Below are 24,963 nucleotides of genomic sequence, written 5' to 3'. Positions count from 1 at the left end.
AAGGGGTTGAATTTGACTGAATTATTCTCTGACGAGATGTTTCTTTAAAGTGTATGAGTAATGTATTTCATCTTGTAGTAACTGTAGACTACGTTGATACGCGCGTTGACCAGTCCCAGGTCGGCACTCAACTTCATGTTGCTTGCATCGAGCATATCGGTGAGCAGGGCCAGGTCATTTTTGTAGCGGTTGCTGGTCACGTTGTAGTTCTGATTGGCCAGTTCCACACTTTTTTCCTGAGTGCGGAGGTCGGTGAATGAGGTCAGGAAATTGACGTAATTAGCCTGCACGCTGTTTTCTATCTGCTCTTGTGCCAATGAATACTCTTCCTGTGCTTTTCGCATATTCAGTTTTGCCTGACGCACCTTTTTATTGTTTTTGAACAACGAAGAAAGGTTGTATTTTATCCCGACTCCCACATACCAGTAGTTGAAGTTATTGTCCAGTACGGGAACTTCGATAGTAATGGGTCCGTCCAGATGTTCTCCGGCTACGAGCGCTATTTTAGGAAGAAGCTCCGAGCGTTCCAGCTTCACTTTCTGCTTGTTCATCTGAATGGCCAGTTGTGCCTGTTGCAAACCTACATTGCTTTGGGTAGCCAGCAGTTGCCAGTCATTTTCCGCCAGTGCCTTGACTTCTTCGTCCAGCAATGTAGAGTCGGGGACTATTTCTGTGCCGGCTGGCAGGTGGAGGGTAGTCACCAATTGGTGGTTTATAATCTTGCAGGCATCCTGCACTTTGGCGAGTTGTAGCTTCAGCGTTTCTTTCTGGAGTTCATAGCGGGTGATATCATTTTTTAGAGCCGTTCCTTGCGTACGTCTGGCTTCCATGTTGTGAATCACTTGCTCCGTCAGATCAAGGTTTTTCTGTAATACTTGAATCTGATTGTTCAGCTTGTATAAATCCAGATAGTAACCGGTCAGAAGAAAACGTATCTCCTGACGATTTTTCTGCCAGTCCAATGTAGCCATCTGTTGTCCGAGTTCCGCCAGAGTGATGCTGCTGTTGATAGCTCCGCCCGCGTAAATGACCTGTTGGGCTTCCAAGGCAAAGTTGTTGCCGAAGTGAGGCATGGGAATGTTCTGTCCGTTTTTAAAGTCACGGTCCCACAGATATCCGTCGCCCAGATAGCTGAACGAGAGCGAAGCTCCGATGTCCGGCAGTCGTTGGGACTTGGCGGCTTTCAATGCTTCATCCGCCGTTTCTTTTCCCGTTTTATACGTTTGAATACTCTGACTGTTCTCGTCTGCCAGACGGAACATTTCATTAATGCCCAAAATTTTCCTGCCAGGCGTTTGGGCAAACACTCCCTGGCTGCACAGTGCTGCGCATAGCGGCACTATGAGCCATCTTTTTTTGCTCATAAAGTGAAAAAGAAATTTAGTTGATAATGGTAAATATACGCTCCTATATCACGTGACTCCCTGAGAAGGAATTATCGTTTCGCGTCGTGGCGAGTAGTTTTATGAGAATTATCAAATCTGTGCAGATACACCCCAACCGTGGAAATCATGCATTTTATTCTTATAACGAATGGCTATTTGATAATATCTTAGTTTCATCTTGATACCTGTTTTCTGTTTTTCGTTTTGCAAAATTATGAAAAATATCAGGTAAGTTGTAACGCTGTATATATGTAAATATAATGTTTTTTAACGATTGTGCGGAAAGATATGATTGGGGGAAGAGATGGACGAAAAACATAAAAGTGTTCTGAAAAGGTCCGGTTTTGTTCGCATTATGTTTGTAGAAAGATACCGGGAATCATCTACCTTTGCCCCCGGAATAAAAAACAATAGATTATGACTGCAATAAATAAAGAGAACTCAAAAGTGTTTTTGCTGACACTGTTAGGCATGTTATCGGCATTCGGTCCTTTTGTGACGGATATGTATTTACCTAGTCTGCCGGCCATGGCAGACTATTTTTCTGCCAGTTTGCCGATGGTTCAGATGGGACTGACAACCAGTATGATCGGGCTGGCACTGGGACAAATCTTTTTTGGTCCGTTGAGTGATAAATATGGCAGGCGCCCGTTATTATTAGTTTCGATGGTGCTGTTTATTGTGTCCACGCTGCTTTGTCTTTTTGCACCGGATATTTATTCGTTTGTCACTTTACGGCTGATACAAGGTGTAGCAGGGGCGGGGGGAATTGTGATTTCCCGTTCGGTAGCCACCGATAAGTTTTCGGGAAAGGAACTGGCTAAAATGCTGGCTGTGATCGGAGCGATCAATGGAGTGGCTCCTGTGGCTGCTCCGGTCATCGGAGGATTGTTGACAGGAAGCGTAGGCTGGCAGGGTATTTTTATGATTCTGCTGTTCATCGGGATTTTGCTGGGTATCGGATGTATCCGCTTTAAGGAGTCCTTGCCCACTGAGAAACGTTCCAAGACGGGTGTCTTTGCTACTTTCCGGAGTTTCGGCATCATTGTTCATAACCGTCGTTATATGCTCTATGTACTTCAGCTGGCTTTTGCGCAGGGCATCCTGTTTGCCTATATCGCCTCTTCTCCTTTTATCATCCAGCAACATTACGGGTTTTCTCCTTTTGCCTTCAGCATCTGCTTTGCCGTGAATGCTGTGGCTATCGGAGTGGCTGCCGCCATATCAGTGAAATTCCGCCGGACCGAGAATGGAACACTGACCGGATGCATTGGTATGCTGGTGTTTGCGATCCTTCAGATGGCGGCACTCTATAGCGGCTGTGGCTTTTGGACGTACGAACTGCTTATGTTTGCATTGCTCTTTATGATGGGACTGACTTTCACAGCCTCTACCACTCTGGCGATGGATTGCGAACGCAGATATGCGGGAGCTGCTTCCGCTTTGCTGGGTGCACTCTGTTTCGCATCCGGAGGCATCGTTTCTCCATTGGTCGGACTGGGAGATATCCTCCTGTCTACCGGAGTAACTTTTGTGGTTTGTGCTGTTTGTTCACTGCTGTGTGCATTGTGGGCAGTGAAACGAACAGCGTTGAAGGTTGCGGTATGCCGTACTTAATCCATCCTACATGGCATATTTATTTTGATATTCTCTGGGTGATATTCCTTCATGCCGCTTGAAGTATCTTCCCAGATACGACTGGTCCGGAAAACCGAGCTGGTCGGCTATATCCTGCATGGTCAGATCGGTTGACTGGAGCAATACCTTTATCTCCAGAATAGCAAAATCATCAATGATCTTCTTCGCTGAATCTCCCGTCACGCTACGGCAGATGCCTGTCAGATACTTGGTGGAGATACAGAGTTTATTGGCATAGAACGTAACTTCCCGTTGCGAAATACAGTTTTCGTGCACTAATGCGACGAAGTTCTTGAATATTTCATCTTGGCGGCTTCCTCCTTCTATTTCGTGTTTATCGAAGTAGCGATAACATTTGTCGTAAATATCGAGCATGAAAGATTGAAGATGATTTTTCGCGATTTGGTTTCTGAAACGATTTTCGCGGTCGTTGTAGATAGCAGTCGTTGCGCGTATCAATCCACGGATAGCTCCGGTATTTTCTTCGGGGAGCACGTAGCAGGGATGCTCTTTTATAAACCGGAAGAAGATAGGCTCGAAGCGGAGACAGGCTTCCCGGAACATTTCTTTAGGAAATCCGAAGAAGGAAGCGGTGAAGTCACTGCTGCTGCCATTGATACGGATAATGGTTCCGGGCAGGAGTACCAGCTGGGTATTGGGCACTATTTCATAATCTTTCAGATCAATCGTGACATGAGCCCAGCCGTTATGGCAAAAATAAATGGCTCCTCCTTCCAGCTTCCATAGATGGTGCATGATTGGAGATAAATTTTCATCAAGTCCGGCAGCGAACGGTTCGCGCATGATAGCAAGGGTAGAGTCTCTCCGTTTCATATCTTCTTCTCTTTTTGTCGGTAAAAATAGGACTTTTTCACTAAATATCGCTCATGTTGTTCTGAAAATGAACAAAACTGGAAACACTAAGACCAGTTTTCTATGGTGGAAACAGTCTACCTTTGCCGCGATCAAAAATCTTAATAGGTAATAATAAAATGAGTAAAAAGGTATGTAATGTCAAGCAAGGGCTATTGTTGCTCTGCTGTCTGGTTGCCGCTACAGGTTGTAAGCAGGCATCACCCACACAAATGGAAACAGAATATGAAGTGATGACTGTTGCTCCGGCAGACCGGATGATTTCGAGCGCTTATTCGGCGGCTATCCGTGGACGTCAGGATATTGATATTTATCCGCAGGTAGGAGGTACGCTGACGAAAGTGTGCGTGACGGAAGGTCAGCGCGTAAAAAACGGACAAACGTTGTTTATAATTGACCAGGTGCCGTATGAAGCTGCATTGCAGACGGCAGTGGCAAACGTAGAGTCCGCTAAGGCTTCTCTGGCTACGGCACAACTGACTTATGAAAGCAAAGAGGAACTGTATAAGGAGAATGTAGTTTCCTCATTCGATCTGAGTACGGCAAAAAACTCTCTGCTGGCTGCCAAAGCGCAACTGGCGCAGGCGAAAGCACAAGAAGTGAGTGCCCGTAATAATCTGTCTTATACGGTAGTGAAAAGTCCGGCGGACGGTGTGATAGGTACATTGCCTTATCGGGTAGGCGCATTGGTTAGTTCCAATATCGCCGAACCTTTGACCACCGTTTCCGACAATTCGGATATGTACGTTTACTTCTCGATGACGGAAAACCAACTGCTGGGATTGATCCGCCAGTATGGTTCTAAAGAAGAAGCATTGAAGAATATGCCGACTATCAGTTTGCAGCTGAATGATAAGTCCGATTATCCGCAGCAGGGCCAGATCGAGTCTATCAGTGGCGTCATCGACCGTTCGACGGGTACTGTCAGCCTGCGTGCCGTATTCCCCAATAAAGAGGGATTGCTGCATAGCGGTGGTGCCGGTAATGTCATACTTCCCGTGCAGAAAACCGGAGCTATCGTGATACCGCAAGGAGCTACGTTCGAAATCCAGGACAAGAGATATGTATACAAAGTAGTAGATGGCAAGGCACAATCCAATCAGGTGCAGGTGACCCGCGTCAATGGCGGTCGGGAATTTATTGTAGATGAAGGACTGGTTTCGGGAGATGTGATTGTAACGGAAGGTGTAGGATTGCTTCGCGAGGGTACGCCAATCAAGGCAAAGACAGCTCAGGCCGCTACGACAACTACTGAAAATTAAACAAAGGAGGAATTATCCATGAATTTAAGAACCTTTATTGAACGCCCGGTATTATCGGCAGTCATTTCTATAACGATTGTCGTTGTGGGCATCATCGGGTTGTTTAGTCTGCCCGTTGAACAATATCCCGATATAGCTCCGCCTACCATTATGGTGAGTACCACCTACTATGGTGCAAGTGCGGAAACGTTACAGAAGAGTGTTATTGCACCTTTGGAAGAAGCCATCAATGGGGTGGAAGACATGACCTATATGACTTCTACAGCAACGAATTCCGGTACGGTAAGTATTACCGTTTACTTTAAGCAGGGGACAGACCCGGATATGGCGGCTGTCAACGTGCAGAACCGTGTATCAAGAGCCACAGGACAGCTTCCGGCGGAAGTGACGCAGGTCGGTGTAACGACTTCCAAGCGTCAGACGAGTATCTTGCAGATGTTCTCTCTGTCCAGCCCGGACGACAGCTACGATGAAAACTTCCTTTCCAACTATATCAGTATCAACCTGAAACCGGAGATTCTTCGTGTCTCGGGTGTAGGCGACCTGATGGTGATGGGAGGTGAGTACAGTATGCGTGTGTGGATGAAACCGGACGTGATGGCACAGTATAAACTGATTCCGTCTGATATCACCACCGTACTTGCCGAACAGAATATCGAATCGGCTACCGGTTCGTTTGGTGAGAACTCAAACGAAACCTATCAATATACGATGAAATATAAAGGACGTCTGATCACTCCGGAAGAGTTTGGAGATATTGTCATCCGTTCTACGGACAACGGCGAAGTCTTGAAACTGAAAGACATTGCCGATATACAACTGGGACAGGATAGTTATGCTTATCATGGTGGCCTCGACGGTCATCCGGGTGTTTCGTGTATGATATTCCAGACGGCAGGTTCCAATGCGACCGAAGTCAATCAGAATATTGACAAACTGCTCGAAGAAGCTCGCAAAGACCTTCCGAAGGGAGTGGAACTGACACAGATCATGAGTTCGAATGACTTCCTTTTCGCTTCTATTCATGAGGTGGTGAAGACTTTGATCGAGGCTATCATTCTGGTTATTCTTGTGGTATATGTCTTTTTGCAGGACTTCCGTTCTACCTTGATTCCTCTGGTGGGAGTGATTGTTTCACTGATTGGTACGTTTGCTTTCATGGCTATGGTAGGTTTCAGTATCAATCTGCTTACGCTGTTCGCGCTTGTGCTGGTGATCGGTACGGTGGTGGATGATGCGATTATTGTCGTCGAGGCGGTGCAGGCACGGTTCGACGTAGGGTACAGGTCGTCCTACATGGCAAGTATCGATGCCATGAAAGGTATCAGTAATGCTGTTATCACCTCTTCACTGGTGTTTATGGCGGTATTTATTCCGGTATCTTTTATGGGAGGTACTTCCGGTACGTTCTATACCCAGTTTGGTCTGACGATGGCGGTTGCCGTTGGTATTTCCGCTGTCAATGCGTTGACGCTGAGCCCGGCACTGTGCGCATTGCTGCTGAGGCCTTATATTAACGAAGACGGTACGCAGAAGAATAATTTTGCGGCACGTTTCCGTAAGGCTTTCAACTCGGCTTTCGATATCATGATAGAGAAATACAAGAATGTCGTGTTGATCTTTATCAAACGCAGATGGTTGGCATGGTCGTTGCTGGCTTGCTCCGTAGTGTTGCTTGTATTCCTGATGAATACGACAAAGACGAGTCTGGTGCCGGACGAAGACCAGGGTGTGGTATTCGTCAATGTAAGTACAGCGGCAGGTAGCTCGCTGACCACGACCGATGAGGTGATGGAACGCATCGAAAAGCGCCTGATGGATATTCCGCAGATAGCACACGTGCAGAAAGTGGCCGGTTACGGATTGTTGGCAGGGCAGGGAAGCTCGTTTGGTATGTTGATTCTGAAACTGAAACCGTGGGACGAGCGTCCGAATGATGAGGATAACGTACAGGCAGTCATCGGCCAGGTATATGGTCGTACGGCGGATATCAAGGATGCCAGTGTCTTCGCTATTTCTCCGGGTATGATTCCGGGTTATGGTATGGGTAATGCGCTGGAACTTCACATGCAGGATAAGATGGGCGGTGATATCAACGAGTTCTTTACCACTACCCAGCAATATCTGGGTGCATTGAACCAGCGTCCGGAGATTGCGATGGCATATTCTACGTTCGACGTACGCTATCCGCAATGGATGGTAGAGGTGGATGCTGCCAAGTGTAAACGGGCAGGTATTACACCGGATGCTGTGCTGAGCACATTGTCGGGCTATTATGGTGGTCAGTATGTGTCCAACTTCAATCGTTTCTCTAAAGTATACAGGGTGATGATTCAGGCTGACCCTCAATTCCGTCTGGACGAATCTTCACTGGATAATGCTTTTGTACGTATGTCGAATGGTGAGATGGCACCGCTGAGCCAGTTCGTAACGTTGACACGCAGTTACGGTGCAGAGTCGCTGAGCCGCTTCAATATGTACAACTCTATTGCGGTGAATGCGATGCCGGCAGACGGATACAGTACCGGTGATGCTATCAAAGCCGTGCAGGAAACGGCGGTACAGGCTCTTCCGAAGGGGTATGGCTATGATTACGGAGGCATCACCCGTGAAGAGAACCAGCAGAGTGGTACGACGGTGATCATCTTCGGAATTTGCTTCCTGATGATCTACCTCATCCTGAGTGCGTTGTATGAGAGCTTTATTATTCCGTTCGCCGTTCTTCTGAGCGTACCTTGCGGATTGATGGGAAGCTTCCTCTTCGCATGGATGTTCGGACTGGAGAATAACATTTACTTGCAGACAGGTTTGATTATGCTGATCGGTCTGCTGGCTAAGACAGCTATCCTGCTGACGGAATATGCGGCGGAACGTCGTAAGGCAGGTATGGGACTGATTGCTTCTGCTGTCAGTGCGGCTAAAGCCCGTCTCCGTCCGATTCTGATGACAGCGTTGACGATGATTTTCGGTCTGTTCCCTCTGATGATGTCCAGTGGGGTAGGAGCAAACGGTAACCGTTCGTTGGGTACAGGTGTAGTCGGTGGTATGACTATCGGTACATTGGCATTGCTATTCATCGTGCCTACCTTGTTTATTGCCTTCCAGTGGTTACAGGAACGTTTGCGCCCTGTGCAGAGTGCCCCTACGGAAGACTGGCAGATTGAGACAGAAATCAAAGTAAGTGAAGAAGAGAAGTCTAAAGCAGGAAAGGAATAATTGATAATGAAGAAAATAATCATCTTATCCGCAGCAACGCTGGTACTAAGCAGTTGCGGTATATACAATAAATACAAACCGGTATCGGAAGTTCCCGAGGGACTCTACGGCAGCGAGACAGTCGCTGCCACCGATACGGCAAACTTCGGAAACCTCTCGTGGAAAGAGGTGTTTACCGATCCATATTTACAGAATCTCATTGATTCGGCTTTGGTACGCAACACCGATATGCAGACTGCTCATCTGCGTGTGAAGGAAGCGGAGGCATCGCTGATGACATCCAAGTTATCTTATCTGCCTTCGTTGTTTCTGGCTCCGGAAGGGGCTGTGAGCAGCTTCGACCGTGGAAAGGCTACGCAGACTTATTCGTTGCCGGTGACTGCTTCGTGGGAACTGGATATCTTTGGAAAAGTGACTACAGCCAAACGCCGTGCAAAAGCCGCTTACGAACAGAGCAAGGAGTATGAACAGGCAGTGAAGACACAACTGGTATCTTCCGTGGCAAATACTTATTATACTTTGCTGATGCTTGATTCTCAATACGAGATTGCAGCTGCTACCGAATCGGCCTGGAAAGAGAGCGTGAGAGTGGCCCGTGCCATGAAGAATGCCGGTATGATGAACGAGGCAGGACTGGCACAGACAGAGGCTACCTATTATAATATCTGTACGACGGTGCTCGATTTGAAAGAACAAATCAACCAGGCGGAAAACTCAATGGCTTTGCTGTTGGCGGAAACACCTCACGGCATACAGCGTGGAAAACTGGAAAACCAGCAGTTGCCGGAAGACTTCTCCGTAGGTATTCCTCTGCAGATGCTTTCCAATCGTCCGGATGTGCGTAGTGCGGAGTTCTCACTAGCACAGGCTTTCTATACAACGAATGCTGCCCGTGCCGCTTTCTATCCTTCTATCACGTTGAGTGGCAGTGCCGGATGGACTAACAGCGCCGGAAGCATGATTATCAATCCGGGTAAGTTTCTCGCTTCTGCCGTGGCTTCTCTGACACAACCTTTATTTAATAAAGGGGCTAACATTGCCCAGCTGAAAATAGCGAAAGCACAACAGGAAGAAGCCCGCCTCAGCTTCGAACAGACACTGCTGAATGCGGGAGTGGAAGTCAACGAAGCACTGGTGCAATATCAGACAGCGCGGGACAAGGCCGCTTTCTACGACAAGCAGGTTACTTCTTTGCAGACGGCAGCCAAGAGTACCAGCCTTCTGATGAAACATGGAGACACCACTTATCTGGAAGTGTTGACAGCCCAACAGACGCTGTTGAATGCAAAACTTTCTAAAGTAGCGAATCGCTTCACCGAAATCCAGGGTGTGATTACTTTGTATCAGGCTTTGGGCGGCGGTAGAATGTAAAGAGGCATGTATGCGCTTTTACGAGGACTTTTTTAAGTGGATGGTATTCGTTATATTGACGGGCACCTAAATACTGATAAATTCAATGTTTGTGTATTAGAGAAAAGGCGTGCCTGTTATTAACAGCGCACGCCTTTTTATGATCATCCGGTTATTCATGTAACTGATAATCTCCGGCTTTATCTGATACGACTTGTTGCAACTCTTCAAGCGGCATTTCGTCTTTATCGAACTCAACAGTAGCTACCGGAGGGTTCAGTGTTACGACGGCTTTTACTCCATCGATGCTGTTAAGTGCTTTTTCGACATGTGTGCGACAGTTGTTGCACATCATTCCTTCTACTTTAAAATTCTTCTTCATGTTTTCTTTATTTATTGGTTCAACTTCATTGATGGGTACCACTTCTTTTTCTGCTGGTGGCACCTCTGTCTTTCTCTGGATTTTCTTCCCTTTCAGACGCAGGCTGTTGACCACCACACTTACGCTGCTGAATGCCATGGCAGCACCTCCAATCATCGGATTCAGAAGGAATCCGTTAAGCGGGTAGAGGATACCTGCCGCAATGGGCACTCCAATCAGATTATATATAAATGCCCAGAATAGGTTCTGATGAATGGTTCTCACCGTGAGCTGGGATAAGCGAATCGTTTCCGGGATTTTCATCAGATCGGACGACAGGATAGTAATCATTGCGGTATCCATTGCTATGTCACTTCCTTTTCCCATGGCGATACTCAGGTCTGCCTGTGCCAGAGCTGCGCTGTCATTAATACCATCGCCTACCATCGCCACCTTCTTGCCCTCCTGTTGCAATTGCTTTATAAAGAGAGCCTTGTCCTGTGGAAGTACACTTGACTTATAATGTCCGATAGCTGCCTTCTGCGCTATTTCTCTGGCGGTGTCTTCATTGTCTCCTGTCAGCATGTAGACTGTAATTCCCATTTTCCGTAATCTGCGGATGGCTTCTTTTGAAGTCGATTTCATCTGATCTGTTATAGCGATCACCGCTATTGCTTTCGTAGAATGACCAAACCAGATAACCGTTTTTGCCTCTTTATGCCAGATGTCTGCCTGTTGCTGTAATTCTTCATCCGGATAAACTCCGTTGGCAATCAGTAAATCAGAGTTTCCCACATAATAGGTTTCATTATCGACCGTTCCTTTTATACCTTTTCCCGGGATATTCTCAAAACCTGTGACGGGGATGGCTGTCTCATTCTTCCATTCATTTACAACAGCTTCCGCAAGCGGATGTTCGGACAAACGTTCCAGACTATATAATATATTTCCGGTCTCTTCCGTTCCTTTGCTCCATAAGCTGTTTACAACAATGGGATGACCTTCGGTGATGGTCCCGGTTTTATCGAGCACCACTGCATCTATCTTCCGTGCGACTTCCAGGCTGGTGGCATCTTTTATCAGGATTCCCTGTTCCGCTCCCTTGCCTATTCCTACAATCAGTGCCGTCGGAGTGGCCAGTCCCAATGCGCAGGGACAGGCAATTATGAGTACGGTAACCATTGCCAGCAGTCCGTGTGTGAAGCCTTCCGTAGGTGCAAACAATATCCAGATGATAAACGACAGAACCGCTATTCCTATAATGACAGGTACAAAGATTCCTGCGATTTTATCTACCAGCTTCTGGACCGGCGCTTTACTTCCCTGCGCATCCTGTACCATGCGGATAATCTGTGCCAGCATCGTGTCCGATCCTGTCTTATCCGTCCTGAAACGAAAAGCTCCTTTCTGATTGATAGTACCTGCATATACCTTTTCGCCGGTCTGCTTGTGTACCGCTACCGGTTCACCGCTCAGCATACTTTCATCTACGTACGATTCGCCGATTGTCACTGTTCCGTCTACTGCTATGCGTTCTCCCGGCTTGACGGCAATGATATCGCCGATACGGGCTTTTTCAATCGGAACAGTCCGTTCGCCCGATTCGGTGATGATAGTGACGGTTTTAGGCTGTAGCCCTATCAGCTTTTTGATGGCGGTCGATGTGTTTTGTTTAGCCCGTTCTTCCAGTAATCTGCCTAGCAGGATGAAGGCGATAATCATACTTGCCGCCTCAAAGTAAAGATGCGGAGCTACGCCTCGCGATAACCAGAAATCGGGGAAAAGCAGGTTGAATACACTGAACAGATAAGCTATTCCGGTGCTGATGGCTACCAGTGTATCCATGTTTGAAGATCCATGTTTTAATTGTTTCCACGCATGGACGTAGAAACTGCGTCCGAAGCCCAGAACCACGATTGTAGATAGAATCCACACTATATATTTCATCAGTGTGAGCTCGGAAAACCACATGCTGATTACCATAACAGGCACTGCCAATGCTACCGCTCCGATTGTTTGGGTTTTCAGTGACCGGTACCTTTTCGCATGTGCTTGTTCCGCCTCTTCGTTGGTGTCATTGCCTGTATCTGTCAGCAAATCGTATCCGGCATTCTGTACCGCTGTTTTCAATGACTGATCCGAACATTCGTCAGAATCATAAACTACCTGTGCGCTGGCTGTTGCATAATTGATAGTTGCTTCGCATACGCCCGGCTGGGCATTTAGTACCTTATCTATTCTGGCTGCACATGACGCGCAGCTCATTCCTGTGATCTGATATGTTTTTTTAGTTTTCATACGCTTTCCCTTTTTTTATTCTTTGCAAAGGTAAGGCGTAAGATGCGGAGGGTTGTTACAGAATTATGGATATGATTTATATCTTATATTTCATCCAACGGTTCCCGTTTATGTTCCTTGAGCTGCTTGAACTGGCTGGGTGTCATACCGGTCACATTACGAAATTGTGTACTCAGATGTGCAACGCTTGAGTATTGCAGCAGGTCGGCTATTTCACTGATGGAGAGTTCATCGTAGATAAGCAACTCTTTGATTCGTTCCACTTTCTGGGCAATATAGTACTTCTCTATGCTGACTCCGTTGACTTCGGAAAACAATTTGCTCAGAAAACTATAGTCGTAGTGGCATTTCTCTTTTAAGTATTCGGACAATTTAAGTTTGGAGGCATTATCTTCGTAATGTACCAATTCGATGATTGCAGTCCGAATCTGTTCGATGATGCGCATACGTTTATCGTCAATCCATTCGAATCCGTATTTTTCGAGCGCCTCTTTGATGTTTTTCCAATCATCGGGTTTTAGCTCCTCTTGTACGACAGCCTTGCCCAGTTCCACATTGAGAGGAGTGAGGTGCAGTCCTTTGAGCATTTCCGTTACAACCAGTACACAACGGTTGCAAACCATGTTTTTAATCAGGATAATGTGATTCTGCTCTGCCATAATACTACCTTCATTTAATTAATCAGATTCTAAAAGATGCGTTTCAGCAAGTTTGCAGGAAACAAACCTGTCTGCAAAAGTACGGATTTAAAAAGAAAATCAGCGTTTTTACTTTGAGATACTCCGTATTTCATTCTTTATTCGTCTCTTTTTTTGCAGAAATACCCAATGTTTGATGAACAGGTGAATTACAACTTGGAAACTCCTATAAGAGTACTTCCGGATAAGTACAAGACTTGCTTGTGAGAAGTACTTAAGTTGTATGGTGCTAGTACTACGTTTGAGTCGGAGATGTACAACATTTGCATGAAAGATGTACTACTTTTACTCCGTGCTATTATACAGCTATTTTCTGCATTCAGCCGCTATCCCCTTCTATGAAGGCATTTGCGAATGAAGCTGAAAGGGCTGAATGCGAAGTGTCAGTACTTTGCTAGTAAATGCACCTTTTGATGTAGCTGATCTGATACCGAACAAATTTATCTCTATCTTTGTCTTATTAATATTTGGAGAATAGAAAGTAAAGGTACCGTTGGAGAAGTTGCGGGAAAGGGAATTAACTTCTTCAAAAATGGTCTTTAGTATTATCTTAACTAGTAGAAAAATGGGGAATTTAATTTCATTTATGAAAGAAGTAGCCAATGGGCTGCGGGAAAGTGGGAATTATGGGACTGCCCACATTTACAGAAGTAGCATGAGTGCTGTCATTTCATTCCATGGAAGTGATAAACTTCCTTTCAGGAAAGTTACTCAGGAGTTTCTTAAAAGTTTCGAATCGTATTTGCGGGGAAGAAATTGTAGTTGGAATACCGTTTCTACCTACATGCGTACATTGCGGGCAGTGTATAACCGGGCGGTCGACCGCCATATTGCGCCTTATGTGCCCCATCACTTCCGGTATGTTTATACAGGAACGCGCGCGGACAGGAAACGTGCACTCGATAAGGAAGATATGGAACGTTTGATGAAAGAACTTCCGAAACGATTGTGTCAGGAAAATAAAGAGTTGCAGCGTACGCGTGCGCTATTCTTTTTGATGTTTTTACTTCGTGGAATTCCGTTTGTGGACCTTGCCTATCTGAAAAAGCACGATATGGATGGAAACACAATCACTTACCGTCGTAGAAAGACCGGTAGATTATTGACCGTAACTCTGGTGCCGGAAGCCATGAAGCTGATAAAGCGGTATATGAACACCGATCCGGCTTCTCCTTATCTTTTTTCACTGATTACCAGTGGAGAAGGGACAGAAGCAGCCTATAAAGAATATCAGCTGGCACTGCGTAATTTTAATTATCAGTTAATGATTTTGAAACAGGTTTTGGGATTGACTTCAGAATTGAGTTCATACACCGCCCGCCATACTTGGGCTACGATGGCATACTATTGTGAGATACATCCCGGCGTCATTTCTGAAGCGATGGGACATTCTTCCATCACCGTAACAGAGACGTATCTGAAGCCTTTTAAGAATAAGAAAATTGATGAAGCGAATGTGACGGTAATTTCTTCTTTAAGAAAGACTTTTTTGAGTAGTAAATTCTTGAATTAGAGTAGTGTTACTTTGTAGGTAACGGGAAGAAAAGACGCTGCAAATATGAACATATTTTGGAAAACATGCAAACAAAAATGATATTTTTTCTGATAAACTACTAAAAAAAGGAAACACACAGAATAAAACTGCGGATTTTTTGAGAAGAACACGGCTTGCTCTTTAATTTTTGCAAAAGATTTCCCTCCCCTCTGCCATCGTCTGAGAGCAGGGGTTAAAAATATTCTTTACTTATTTAATGAATGTAGCCCGCAGACACCTCTGTCGGGGTGGAAAAACATGCTTTCCTGTTACCTACAAAGTAACGGGAAGGTGTTATTGAAACTTAGTGTTTAATAATATATTATTAATGTAATTTTTAAGTAGTTATGAAGAAAAAATTTATTAGAGTGATGTTTTTCGGAGCATTAGCGCTTTCAACTGTCACCTACGTAGGCTGTAAGGACTACGATGATGACATAGACAATCTGCAAACTCAGATTGACGCAAACAAAGCTAGTATCGAAAGTTTGCAGAAGTTTGTAGATAGTGGTAAGTGGGTTACAAATGTGGAATCTATTGCAGGGGGATTCAAGATTACATTTAACGATGAAAAATCTTATGAAATCGTAAGTGGTGCCAAAGGTGACAAGGGAGATAAGGGAGACAAAGGAGATACAGGTGCGGCTGGTACTCCGGGAGCAGCAGGTGCTGATGGCGCTCCAGGCTCAAAAGTTACTATTGATGAGAAAACCGGCGAATGGCTGATCGATAACGAACCTACCGGATGGTTTGCAAAAGGAGAAAATGGAAAGGATGGTAAAGACGGACAATCGCCTTTTATCGGTGAAGATGGATATTGGTACTTTTGGGATGCAACTGCAGAAGGTGGTAATGGTAAACTTGTACAAGGAGCTTACGCACAGACAAGTGTATATATTGTAAAAGGAACAGACCGCCCGAATTGGGTACTTCACGTAGGAGCTCAGAATGCGGATGGTTCATATACTGACCAGACTGTTATTTTGCCGTCTGCTGACAAAATTTCAAGCATGAAAGTAGTAACGCTTATTGGTAATAAAATAGAGACCCCGACTACTGCTACTACTGTTAATATGTATTATGGACGTGTTCCCAAAGATTTTGAATTCAACGGAAAAAAATATATTGCCGGTGATTTATTGACTTCTAAAGGAGCTACAATTAATGCATTAATTAATCCGGTAGATCTTGATCTTAGTGCATATTCTCTTGATTTGACAGATTCTAAAGGCAATACAAACTATACAATCGCTGAAGTTGCTCAGAACGTAAGCGAAAAACCGTTAACTCGTGCAGATAAAACACCTAATAAGGGTGTGTTCGATTTAAGTATTGCTGTTGCTGACGGAGTAGCTTACAGTGATCTTCCAGGCAGCAATGATATTGCATATGCTTTAACAACAAAAGATGCTTTTGGAAATGAAATTATATCAGACTATGCTGTAAAAGTGACGGCTAAAATGCAGGCAATGTCATGTACTGGTCCTAGTGTAGATGCTGTTTATCGTACGGTACATAGTTTGGATGAACTGGTTGGGGACAGAATGAATGCAGCTGTTGATTTCTATTATACTATTGAAGGTGCTGATAGAAATACTGCAGAATTATTAGGTGTCAAACTTGATGCGGATGCCAGAACAATTTATGCAGAAAAAGAAGGAAGAATGCCTGTGACTATTCATTATCTGAAAACAGATGGAACAACGGCAACTACTACCATGAATATTGATTTCAAGAACATTGTAGTTGATGTAACTGTAGCTGACATGGAATGGACTATCACACCGGATGTGAAGAACCAATGGACTTCTTCTGATGTGACAGCTATGAAAGACTTGCTCAGACAAGGCCGTTATAATATTCAGCTCAAAGAAATAGCTTATACTGACGGTAAGATCCGTGTCAATGGTAAAGATTGGGAATATAATTTTGCTGATAAGAGCATCCAATTCGAACTGCATGCTGCTGATATTGATGGTGAACCTATCACAATTAATACTGTAGATGATTATGCTAAGGGTATAACGTTTAGCGTGGTAGCTCGCTTTAACCCTGCTAAGGTAGCTGCAACATCTCACGATGTAACATTGAATATTGTAGATACGAAGGATAACAATAAGGTTGTATATTCTACTAAGTTTAAAGTTGTAGTTAAACAAGATAATGATGCAATCTTTAAGTTTGAACCGTTATCAGCATATTTCGATGCTACTAAGACTGAAGCTACTGCTTTTGGTGAATTGAATGGTGCTGGTGATAAGATCCTGTATAACCTGAATAAACTATTCAGTGTATCTGCAGCGGATGCTCAATGTATCACATTTGAAGAAACAGTACCTACATTCAATGGTGTGAAAGCTGCTGCATGGTTGACTGGTGCAACAGATGCGATAAGTGTAGACCCAATGAAGGATGTTAAAGAAGCTGACGGCGTAGCTGACGAAGATAATGCAGGTGCATACTCTGCACGTAAGTTTGTCTCTACTTATCATCCGTTTAACAATGAACGTTTGGCTACTTATAGCTATACTTACAATTTGACTATTAAGTCACCGATCAAAGAAGGTAAGCAGAAGGGTATTACTGGCAAGTCTCTGTCTTTGGATAAGAAGAGCTTTGACTTTACAATGAACAATACTGATATTAAGTGGCAAGATGTAAATATGAGTGGTAATACTTATATCAATTGGGCTACTGAAACCAGAGTCAGCAAATACACAGTGGCATTAAGTGAGGTTGCTGCCGGATATATGACAATTCAAGTAGTAGGAACGGGAGTTCTGCACGAAGGTACCGAACCTGTTGAAATTAAGGCAGGTGACAAGGTTACAATTGCTTTGAAAACGAGTGTAACTGACATCAAGAATGATGTAGCGGCAACTGATAGTTATGTTACTTTGTCTGTTCTGGATAAATGGGGTGCAACAAGTCAATGCAAAGTTGATGCTCCGCTTAAAAAGAGACAGTAACAGTAGTTCAAAACAGAGAATAATCTCGTTGGGGTGAAAACCCGGACTTATGAATAACTCTAAACTGAGAGCATCCCTTTTGATTCAGCAGGGATGCTCTCTCTTTAAAAGAAAAGAGATAAGTATGAATAGAAAGAAACTGTGGTTGACTGCATTTGTCTTAGCTTTAGGTGGAACAGTATCTTTTGCGCAGGAACAGAAAATCAAAGAGGAAGGTAAAATAGAATTTAAACCTCATTGGTTTATGCAAGTGCAGGCAGGTGCTGCCCATACAGTTGGAGAAGCTAAGTTTTTTGATCTTATTTCTCCGGCTGCTGCTGTTAATATCGGTTATCAGTTTGCCCCTGCGTGGAGTGCACGGGTAGGAGGCAGCGGATGGCAGGCGAAAGGTCGTTGGGTTACTCCACAACAAGACTACCAGTATAAATATTTGCAAGGCAATGCTGATATTATATCAGACTTGAGTACGTTGTTTTGTGGCTTCAACCCCAAACGGGTATTCAATGGCTATGTTTTTGCAGGTATAGGTCTTAATCGTGGTTTTGATAATGATGAAGCGGTTGCAATTGATGCAAACGGTTACAAAATGGATTATCTTTGGACGGAAGGAAAGTTTCTTGTGGCCGGACGTCTGGGCTTAGGATGCAATTTACGTCTGAATGATCGTTTGGCTATCAATATTGAAGGTAATGCAAATATTCTTTCTGATAAGTTTAATTCCAAGAAAGCAGGAAACTCCGACTGGCAGTTTAATGCTTTGGTTGGCTTGAATATTAAGTTCGGCAAAGGATATAAAGAAACCAAGCCTGTATATTACGAACCGGAACCGGTTGTAGTGGAACAACCGAAGCCTGCTCCTGTGATAGAACAGCCACAGCCAAAGAAGGAAGTGGTAGCAGTACAGCCAATGAAACAAGATATCTTTTTTGCTTTGAATTCGGCACGTATTCAAGATGACCAAAAGCCAAAGATTGATAGATTGGCAGAATACTTGCAGAAGAATCCATCAGCAAAAGTACAGGTGACCGGTTACGCTGATGTGAATACCGGTAATGCGCGAATCAATAAAGCATTGTCCGAGAAAAGGGCTGTTAACGTTGCCGATGCTTTGAAGGCAAGAGGAATAAGCACCGATAGGATGATTGTTGATTCTAAAGGTGACACTGTTCAGCCATACAAAACACCCGAAGAAAACCGGGTAAGTATTTGTATTGCCGAATAGAAAGTAGGTAGAATATAACACATGAAAAATTGTTGTATTTTCAATATGTAGTGATTGAATATGACTACTTTTCGGTTATATATCTCTGTGAAGAGGTTTATAATCGTGTTTCCCACTAAGGATTTTCCCCACTATGTCCTTAGTTTATTTTAGTGAAGAGAGAAAAGGTCTGCACTTGTGAAAGACCGGGCTTTTACTAACTCTCTATACCCAAGGGACGTTCCTGATTTCCCCTTTTTCCCTGGGAACGTCCCATTTTTATTTTAAGAGTGATTAGTCCGGTTATCTCTTTATGTATTCCTAAAACTGTTTTTTTATGGTATACTGAACAATTATATCGTTATATTTGTAATTCATAGTTTTGGGAAATGGAAAGAAAAGGCACTGTTTTCAGGAAGTATGGGAAAAGGGAACAAACTTCTTCAGAAAAGCCTTTTAAAGTATTATTTAAATTAATAGAAGATGGGGAATTTAATTTCATTTATGAAGGAAGTAGCCAATGGGCTACGGGAAAGTGGGAATTATGGCACTGCTCATATTTACAGGAGTAGTTTGAGTGCTGTGGTTGCATTTCATGGAAGTGATAAACTTCCTTTCAGGAAAGTTACTCAGGAGTTTCTTAAAAGTTTCGAATCGTATTTGCGGAGGAAAAATTGTAGTTGGAATACCGTTTCTACCTACATGCGTACGTTGCGGGCAGTGTATAACCGGGCAGTCGACCGTCATATTGCGCCTTATGTGCCTCATCATTTCCGGTATGTCTATACAGGAACACGTGCGGACAGGAAGCGGGCACTGGATAAGGAAGATATGGGACGCCTGATGAAAGAACTTCCGAAACGATTATGTCTGGAGAACAAAGATTTACAGCGCACGCGTGGCCTTTTCTTTTTAATGTTTTTACTTCGTGGGATACCATTTGTAGACCTTGCCTATTTGAAAAAAAAGGATATGGATGGAAACGCAATCACTTACCGTCGCAGAAAGACTGGCAAACTTCTGACTGTAACACTCGTGCCGGAAGCTATGAAGCTAATAAAAAGGTATATGAATACAGATCCGGCTTCTCCTTATCTTTTTTCGTTGATCTCCAGTGAGGAAGGGACGGAAACTTCTTATAAAGAATATCAGCTGGCATTACGCAATTTTAATTATCAGTTAATGATTTTGAAACAGGTTTTGGGATTGACTTCAGAATTAAGCTCATACACCGCCCGCCACACTTGGGCTACGATGGCATACTATTGTGAGATACATCCCGGCGTCATTTCTGAAGCAATGGGACATTCTTCCATCACCGTAACAGAGACGTATCTGAAGCCTTTTAAGAATAAGAAAATTGATGAAGCGAATGTGGCGGTAATTACTTCCTTAAAGAAAGCTTGTGTGATCAGTAAGTTCTTGAATTAGAGTGGTGTTACTTCTTAGGTAACGGGAAGAAAAGACGCTGCAAATATGGACATATTTTGGAAAACATGCAAACAAAAATGATATTTTTTCTGATAAACTACTAAAAAAAGGAAACACACAGAATAAAACTGCGGATTTTTTGAGAAGAACACGACCTGGTCTTTAATTTTTGCAAAAGATTTCCCTCCCCTCTGCCATCGTCTGAGAGCAGGGGTTAAAAATATTCTTCACTTATTTAATGAATGTAGCCCGCAGACACCTCTGTCGGGGTGGAAATACATGCTTTCCCGTTACCTAAGAAGTAACAGAAAGACAGACCACCAAGATGAGATGGATTATGAAATGACAGCAAACAAATTTTTTATTTATTAATTGTATAACATTTAATTTACTTTTATGAGAAAATGGACGTATTTGGTCGCAACCTTGCTAATGGCGGGTACGACAGCTACATTCACGGGATGTATTGATACCGATGAACCGGAAGGTATCGTTGATCTGCGGGGAGCAAAATCAGAACTGATTAAGGCACAGGCTGCGGTAAAGCTGGTGGAAGTGGAATGGCAAAAAGCACAGGTGGCTTATCAGGAACTGGTAAACAAATCTAAAGAATTGGATAATCAGTACAAAGAGTACGATGTTCAGATGCATGCTTTAGACGTGAAACTGAAAGAACTGGAAGTAGAACGCGCACAAGCTGCTACCGAACAAGCAAAAGCTGAGGCGGAAGCTAAGATTGCTGAAGCTAACAGAGACAAAGCTTACTGGGAAAATAAAATGGCTGAAGAAGCTGAAATCTTCAAAGCAGCTATGTTGAACTATCAGACTCAGACTGCACAGGCACAAGAAGCTTATGATAATGCAATGAAACTGATTGAAGCAGGAAAACTTCTGCTTTCTGATGGAGAAAAAGCTATTATTGATAAAGCACAGCAAAGACTTTATGTTGCTTCTGCTAGCCTGAACCAATATTACGATGCTTTAAAGACAGCTCAGGATAATTATTATGATGCATTGGTTAATCCTGATCTTCCGACATTAGCTAGCTTGCAGGCTGAATTGAAGTTGGCACAGATTGCAGTTGAAAAAGCAGAAATTTTATTGGATGAGAAAAATAATATGTTAGCTTTGGCAGAAGACTTTGATGCAGCTGCATGGGATGATAAGATTCTGGATCTGAAGAAGAAGAAATCTGAATATGAAAGTGAAAAGAGCAAAGCTGATGTTGAGATCGCTACTATTAAGACTTCCGCAGATTATAAAGCTGCAGAACAAAAAGTAGCCGAAAAGATAAAAGCGCGTAAAGCTGCTAAAGAGGCATATGATAAAGCTGTAGCAGACTCTACAACACAGGTTAATACTCAGCTTGATATTGCAGCTTATAAATCTGAACCTATTAATGAAGGATTGAGGACATTATTTAGTAGTAGCAATGATTTTACATCTTTAGATGGATATACTGTTAGTACAGGTGTGTTTGATTATCTGGCTGTTCAGTATACGCAAACTGAGTACAATGCCGATTTGAAGATAGAAGATGTAACAGCCAGAACTAGTAAGGCATCTCTTACTCTGATGAAAGTGAATGCCTGGATTGATGCTTTAGGTAAATATTCTGTAGACGAAAATGGAGTTGAATGGAATAAGTTGACTTTGGCAGAAAAAGAAAAGGCAGCCAAAGATGCTAAAGAAAAATTTGAAAAAGATAAAGCTAACTGGGAAATTTCTGCAAAAGCGGTAAAAGGTACAGCAACTACAGTACCAACTACTGATTTGAAAGAGGTGACAGATGCTTATAATTCTTCTTATGCCGCAGTAGAATCTGCAGTGAAAGCTTATAATAGTGCATGGGATGCCGTATATCAAGCTGCTTATGATGCTGCTGTAGAAAAAGAAAAAGCTTCGGTATTGGAGAAAACATACCGTGACAATATGATTACCGCATTGTCTCCTACTAGTAAGGCTGCATGGGAGGCATTGACTCCTGCTGAACAAACTACCAGCAAACTGGAAGCTATATTGGACGATACAGTGAAACAAGCTAAAGCAAAGGCTGATGCTAATGCTACTTTGGCTGAATGGCTGAAACTTGATCAGACTGTTGCTGATTTGGCTGCCAAAGGTGAAGCTGCAGGAAATCAAGCTCTTGCTGATGATAAAGATAAGAAAGTAGAAAAGGCTAAAGCTGCATTGGTTAAAGCTGCTGGAAAGGCTGCTACTGCTGTTGCTAAGGTGGCTCCTGCAATTAGTACTTATTCTGCTCTTGCTGCTAATCCTTACGGTCAGATACTGGCTAATACAGTTAGTGTTGAAGATATGACAGGCAAAGATGTTTTCTATAAAGAAGAGGAAAAAGATGGTAAGAAAACTGGCCACATGCAGGCATTACGCTCTGATATTTCTGCAGATGAGTTTACTAAATTAAGTGCAACTAAGTTAGATCGCAATACAGCTGAAGATGCTTTAGAGTATACCTCTGATGCTACTTTTGGTACTGTGATTCCTGGCGAAGACAGACTTGTTGAAGTAACAGAAGCAATGGTCCGCGCTTATATTAAGCAGAATAATAGTGCTGTTTTGACTGACTTTGGTACTTTGGGAGCTATGATGGCTGCTAATGACGATGTACAGACTTGCAAAGATATGATTGCTGCTGCCGACTTGATTAAACCATTGAAGGCTCAAATGGAAGGTGTACTTGCCGATCTGAATGCAGAAATAAATACGAATACAGCTTTAATGGATCCGTTTATTGCAAAAGCTGACGAGACTCGTATTGCTCTGAAGACTGCTAAAGAAGAGGTGAAGAAAGCACAAGAGGAACAAGATGCATTGACTGCTGAAGCTGAGGCTAATAGTAAGAAGTTTGCTGAATTGATCCAAGATTACGATGGCTTGATTAGTGTTGTTCAAGATCAGATTGATGGTATCAACGGTGGTGTAGTCACTGGTACTGTGGTAACTGTAGAATCTGTTCTGAATTATTGGAAGAATGAAGTTGCTACTCAGGAAAAATCAGTTGAAGAAGCTAAACAGAAGGTTACTGCAGCAGAAAAGAGCATTGAACTGTTCAACAAGGGTGAATATAAGGAAGCTTATGTAATAGAACAGAAGAAACTTGCTTTGGAAACAGCTCAAGAAGCTTATGATGTAGCGAAAGCAATCTATGATACTGCTCTTGCACAAGTTAAGGCTGTATTGGAAACCTTGAGTAAGTAATTTCTTAATCACGTAAAAGTAACAAGATGATAAAGAAACTATGCACATTACTTTTGCTGACCTGTATAACAGCTGCGCCTTCATTGGCGCAGCGTTACAGCAGCAGTGATGATGCGTCGTTTGCCCCGAAGAAAGGACAGTGGCAGGTTTCGGTTTTACTTGGTAGCGGGAAGTTCTTTAATGAGAACACTTCTTACCTGCTGCCCAAGTTTACTAATACCGAAGGAGTAGTCGGACTTCCCAATGGAGGAACGGATAACTCCGGCAATCTGAACCGCTATCTGAACATCGGTAGTCTGAACAATAATAGTCTGGTCAATATAGCCGGAATCGAAGGAAAATATTTTCTGTCTGACAACTGGGATCTTAATTTTCAGTTCAGCATGAATATCAGCCTGACTCCCAAAAAAGACTATGTAGAAGGAGATAACAGTGTACCCGATATGATTATCCCTGCGCAAAGCTATATCAATGCGCAGATGACCAATAACTGGTATATGTCTGTCGGCTCTAACTATTATTTCAAGACTCGCAACGAACGTATTCATCCATACCTGGGAGGCGCGCTTGGCTTCCAGATGGCACGCATTGAAACAACTGAACCATATACCGGAGATACCTATAAGGACAGTGACGACTCGGAAGAACTTCCTTCGCAGGTTTACACCTCAGGAAGCAAAGCCGGGCAGATGTACGGTTTCAAAGTAGCTGCCGTAGCAGGTGTCGAATATAGCATTGCCAAAGGATTTATTTTCGGTTTCGAGATGCAACCTCTGGCTTACCGCTATGATCTGATACAGATTTGTCCGAAAGGGTTTGATAAGTACAATGCTGGTCACCATAACATCAAGATATTCGAAATGCCGATGGTGAAGCTTGGATTCAGATTCTGAAGATAAATGATTATACAAATGTATAAATGAAAAGTGAAAGCCGCTCTGCTGACTATTGGCGGGCGGCTTTTCTTTCTTTCAAGAAGAAATAAGAGTTCAATGAAAAGATATGTGGAGCTATTACCCTTTTTCATTGGGGTATTGGTGATGGGAGCTTGCTCTCAAATGAAAGGTTATAAGATTGAAGGCAGTGCACCTCTGGCTGAATTTGAAGGGAAAATGGTCTATATGAAAGATGCCTCAACCAACAGTTTGATAGACAGTGCAAGAATTGTAAATGGAAAGTTTGCTTTTGCAGACACGACCAATGTAGAAAGACCGGTAATTAAAATTTTATCCATTCATGCTAGCAAGACAGGACTGGAATACCGTTTGCCTGTAGTGATTGAAAATGGTACTATCAAAGCTAGCATTTCTGAGGTGGTTTGTACAAAAGGCACATTGCTGAATGAACGGATGCAGGATTTTCTTCTGGCTGTTGATGAATATTCTGCTACTTGTACAGATAAGCCGGTAGAGCAGATCAAAGTCGGTTTTACGGAATTACTGAAAAAATATATTGAGATTAATAACGATAATGTGATTGGCTCCTATATCCGGACAGCTTACCGGTCATCACTATAATGCGATGAATA

General features: G+C 43.4%; 15 protein-coding genes. 11 read left to right on the top strand and 4 right to left on the bottom strand.

Features of this window, described 5'->3' with window-relative positions:
- Positions 1-44: 44 nt before the first annotated feature.
- Entirely contained in the window at positions 45-1,364 is a 1,320-nt protein-coding gene (locus tag K6V30_RS24005) for a TolC family protein (protein WP_055269817.1), read from the bottom strand.
- A 438-nt stretch (positions 1,365-1,802) separates the two neighbouring features.
- On the opposite strand from K6V30_RS24005, the gene K6V30_RS24000 reads away from it, so the two are divergent.
- Entirely contained in the window at positions 1,803-3,002 is a 1,200-nt protein-coding gene (locus K6V30_RS24000) for a multidrug effflux MFS transporter (RefSeq protein ID WP_010539142.1), read from the top strand.
- A gap of 6 nt (positions 3,003-3,008) precedes the next feature.
- On the opposite strand, the gene K6V30_RS23995 is transcribed toward K6V30_RS24000, so the two are convergent.
- Positions 3,009-3,857, bottom strand: a complete 849-nt coding sequence (locus K6V30_RS23995) for a helix-turn-helix domain-containing protein (protein ID WP_055269819.1) — start codon at positions 3,855-3,857, stop codon at positions 3,009-3,011.
- Positions 3,858-4,015: 158 nt separating this feature from the next.
- Between K6V30_RS23995 and K6V30_RS23990 the strand changes: the two genes are divergently transcribed.
- The 3 genes from K6V30_RS23990 to K6V30_RS23980 are packed head-to-tail and all read left to right on the top strand — an operon-like array spanning position 4,016 to position 9,745.
- Positions 4,016-5,158 carry an efflux RND transporter periplasmic adaptor subunit gene (locus K6V30_RS23990; protein WP_055269821.1) on the top strand — a complete coding sequence of 381 codons (1,143 nt, stop codon included), beginning with the start codon at positions 4,016-4,018 and terminating at the stop codon, positions 5,156-5,158.
- 18 nt (positions 5,159-5,176) lie between these two features.
- The gene (locus tag K6V30_RS23985) at positions 5,177-8,374 is read left to right on the top strand and encodes an efflux RND transporter permease subunit (protein WP_055269823.1); all 3,198 of its coding nucleotides are present in this window, start codon (positions 5,177-5,179) and stop codon (positions 8,372-8,374) included.
- Positions 8,375-8,380: 6 nt separating this feature from the next.
- Entirely contained in the window at positions 8,381-9,745 is a 1,365-nt protein-coding gene (locus K6V30_RS23980; protein ID WP_022302453.1) for a TolC family protein, read from the top strand.
- 151 nt (positions 9,746-9,896) lie between these two features.
- On the opposite strand, the gene K6V30_RS23975 is transcribed toward K6V30_RS23980, so the two are convergent.
- A complete protein-coding gene (locus K6V30_RS23975; RefSeq protein WP_055269825.1) occupies positions 9,897-12,383 on the bottom strand; it encodes a heavy metal translocating P-type ATPase in 2,487 nt (828 codons plus the stop codon).
- A gap of 83 nt (positions 12,384-12,466) precedes the next feature.
- Entirely contained in the window at positions 12,467-13,042 is a 576-nt protein-coding gene (locus K6V30_RS23970) for a helix-turn-helix domain-containing protein (RefSeq protein WP_010539136.1), read from the bottom strand.
- 604 nt (positions 13,043-13,646) lie between these two features.
- Here K6V30_RS23970 and K6V30_RS23965 point away from each other — a divergent pair.
- From K6V30_RS23965 to K6V30_RS23935, 7 genes are all read left to right on the top strand, one after another.
- A complete protein-coding gene (locus K6V30_RS23965) occupies positions 13,647-14,594 on the top strand; it encodes a tyrosine-type recombinase/integrase (protein ID WP_055269827.1) in 948 nt (315 codons plus the stop codon).
- A 368-nt stretch (positions 14,595-14,962) separates the two neighbouring features.
- Positions 14,963-17,584, top strand: a complete 2,622-nt coding sequence (locus K6V30_RS23960; protein ID WP_224207218.1) for a DUF4988 domain-containing protein — start codon at positions 14,963-14,965, stop codon at positions 17,582-17,584.
- A 124-nt stretch (positions 17,585-17,708) separates the two neighbouring features.
- Complete coding sequence (locus K6V30_RS23955; RefSeq protein ID WP_055269879.1) at positions 17,709-18,806, top strand: OmpA family protein; 1,098 nt, start codon at positions 17,709-17,711, stop codon at positions 18,804-18,806.
- Between the two features lie 462 nt (positions 18,807-19,268).
- On the top strand, positions 19,269-20,216 hold the full coding sequence (locus tag K6V30_RS23950) for a tyrosine-type recombinase/integrase (protein ID WP_055269831.1): 948 nt from the start codon (positions 19,269-19,271) through the stop codon (positions 20,214-20,216).
- A 396-nt stretch (positions 20,217-20,612) separates the two neighbouring features.
- Entirely contained in the window at positions 20,613-23,435 is a 2,823-nt protein-coding gene (locus K6V30_RS23945; protein ID WP_172680461.1) for a BT1927 family outer membrane S-layer protein, read from the top strand.
- Between the two features lie 26 nt (positions 23,436-23,461).
- Positions 23,462-24,328, top strand: coding sequence for a BT1926 family outer membrane beta-barrel protein (locus K6V30_RS23940; RefSeq protein ID WP_022302445.1), 867 nt, complete (start codon positions 23,462-23,464; stop codon positions 24,326-24,328).
- A 99-nt stretch (positions 24,329-24,427) separates the two neighbouring features.
- Positions 24,428-24,952: a DUF4369 domain-containing protein gene (locus K6V30_RS23935; protein ID WP_010539128.1), complete on the top strand. Its 525-nt coding sequence runs from the start codon at positions 24,428-24,430 to the stop codon at positions 24,950-24,952.
- The last annotated feature ends 11 nt before the right edge of the window (positions 24,953-24,963 follow it).

The sequence above is a fragment of the Bacteroides faecis genome, from assembly GCF_020091505.1.
In the GTDB taxonomy this organism is placed as follows: Bacteria; Bacteroidota; Bacteroidia; order Bacteroidales; family Bacteroidaceae; genus Bacteroides; species Bacteroides faecis.
Note: the sequence above shows the minus strand (reverse complement) of the source record. Positions and strands in the feature narration are given on the sequence as shown.

Excerpts from the sequence above, each read along its gene's own strand:
- K6V30_RS24005 (WP_055269817.1), bottom strand. The coding sequence starts at position 1,364 with ATGAGCAAAAAAAGATGGCTCATAGTGCCGCTATGCGCAGCACTGTGC.
- K6V30_RS24000 (WP_010539142.1), top strand. The coding sequence starts at position 1,803 with ATGACTGCAATAAATAAAGAGAACTCAAAAGTGTTTTTGCTGACACTG.
- K6V30_RS23995 (WP_055269819.1), bottom strand. The coding sequence starts at position 3,857 with ATGAAACGGAGAGACTCTACCCTTGCTATCATGCGCGAACCGTTCGCT.
- K6V30_RS23990 (WP_055269821.1), top strand. The coding sequence starts at position 4,016 with ATGAGTAAAAAGGTATGTAATGTCAAGCAAGGGCTATTGTTGCTCTGC.
- K6V30_RS23985 (WP_055269823.1), top strand. The coding sequence starts at position 5,177 with ATGAATTTAAGAACCTTTATTGAACGCCCGGTATTATCGGCAGTCATT.
- K6V30_RS23980 (WP_022302453.1), top strand. The coding sequence starts at position 8,381 with ATGAAGAAAATAATCATCTTATCCGCAGCAACGCTGGTACTAAGCAGT.
- K6V30_RS23975 (WP_055269825.1), bottom strand. The coding sequence starts at position 12,383 with ATGAAAACTAAAAAAACATATCAGATCACAGGAATGAGCTGCGCGTCA.
- K6V30_RS23970 (WP_010539136.1), bottom strand. The coding sequence starts at position 13,042 with ATGGCAGAGCAGAATCACATTATCCTGATTAAAAACATGGTTTGCAAC.
- K6V30_RS23965 (WP_055269827.1), top strand. The coding sequence starts at position 13,647 with ATGGGGAATTTAATTTCATTTATGAAAGAAGTAGCCAATGGGCTGCGG.
- K6V30_RS23960 (WP_224207218.1), top strand. The coding sequence starts at position 14,963 with ATGAAGAAAAAATTTATTAGAGTGATGTTTTTCGGAGCATTAGCGCTT.
- K6V30_RS23955 (WP_055269879.1), top strand. The coding sequence starts at position 17,709 with ATGAATAGAAAGAAACTGTGGTTGACTGCATTTGTCTTAGCTTTAGGT.
- K6V30_RS23950 (WP_055269831.1), top strand. The coding sequence starts at position 19,269 with ATGGGGAATTTAATTTCATTTATGAAGGAAGTAGCCAATGGGCTACGG.
- K6V30_RS23945 (WP_172680461.1), top strand. The coding sequence starts at position 20,613 with ATGAGAAAATGGACGTATTTGGTCGCAACCTTGCTAATGGCGGGTACG.
- K6V30_RS23940 (WP_022302445.1), top strand. The coding sequence starts at position 23,462 with ATGATAAAGAAACTATGCACATTACTTTTGCTGACCTGTATAACAGCT.
- K6V30_RS23935 (WP_010539128.1), top strand. The coding sequence starts at position 24,428 with ATGAAAAGATATGTGGAGCTATTACCCTTTTTCATTGGGGTATTGGTG.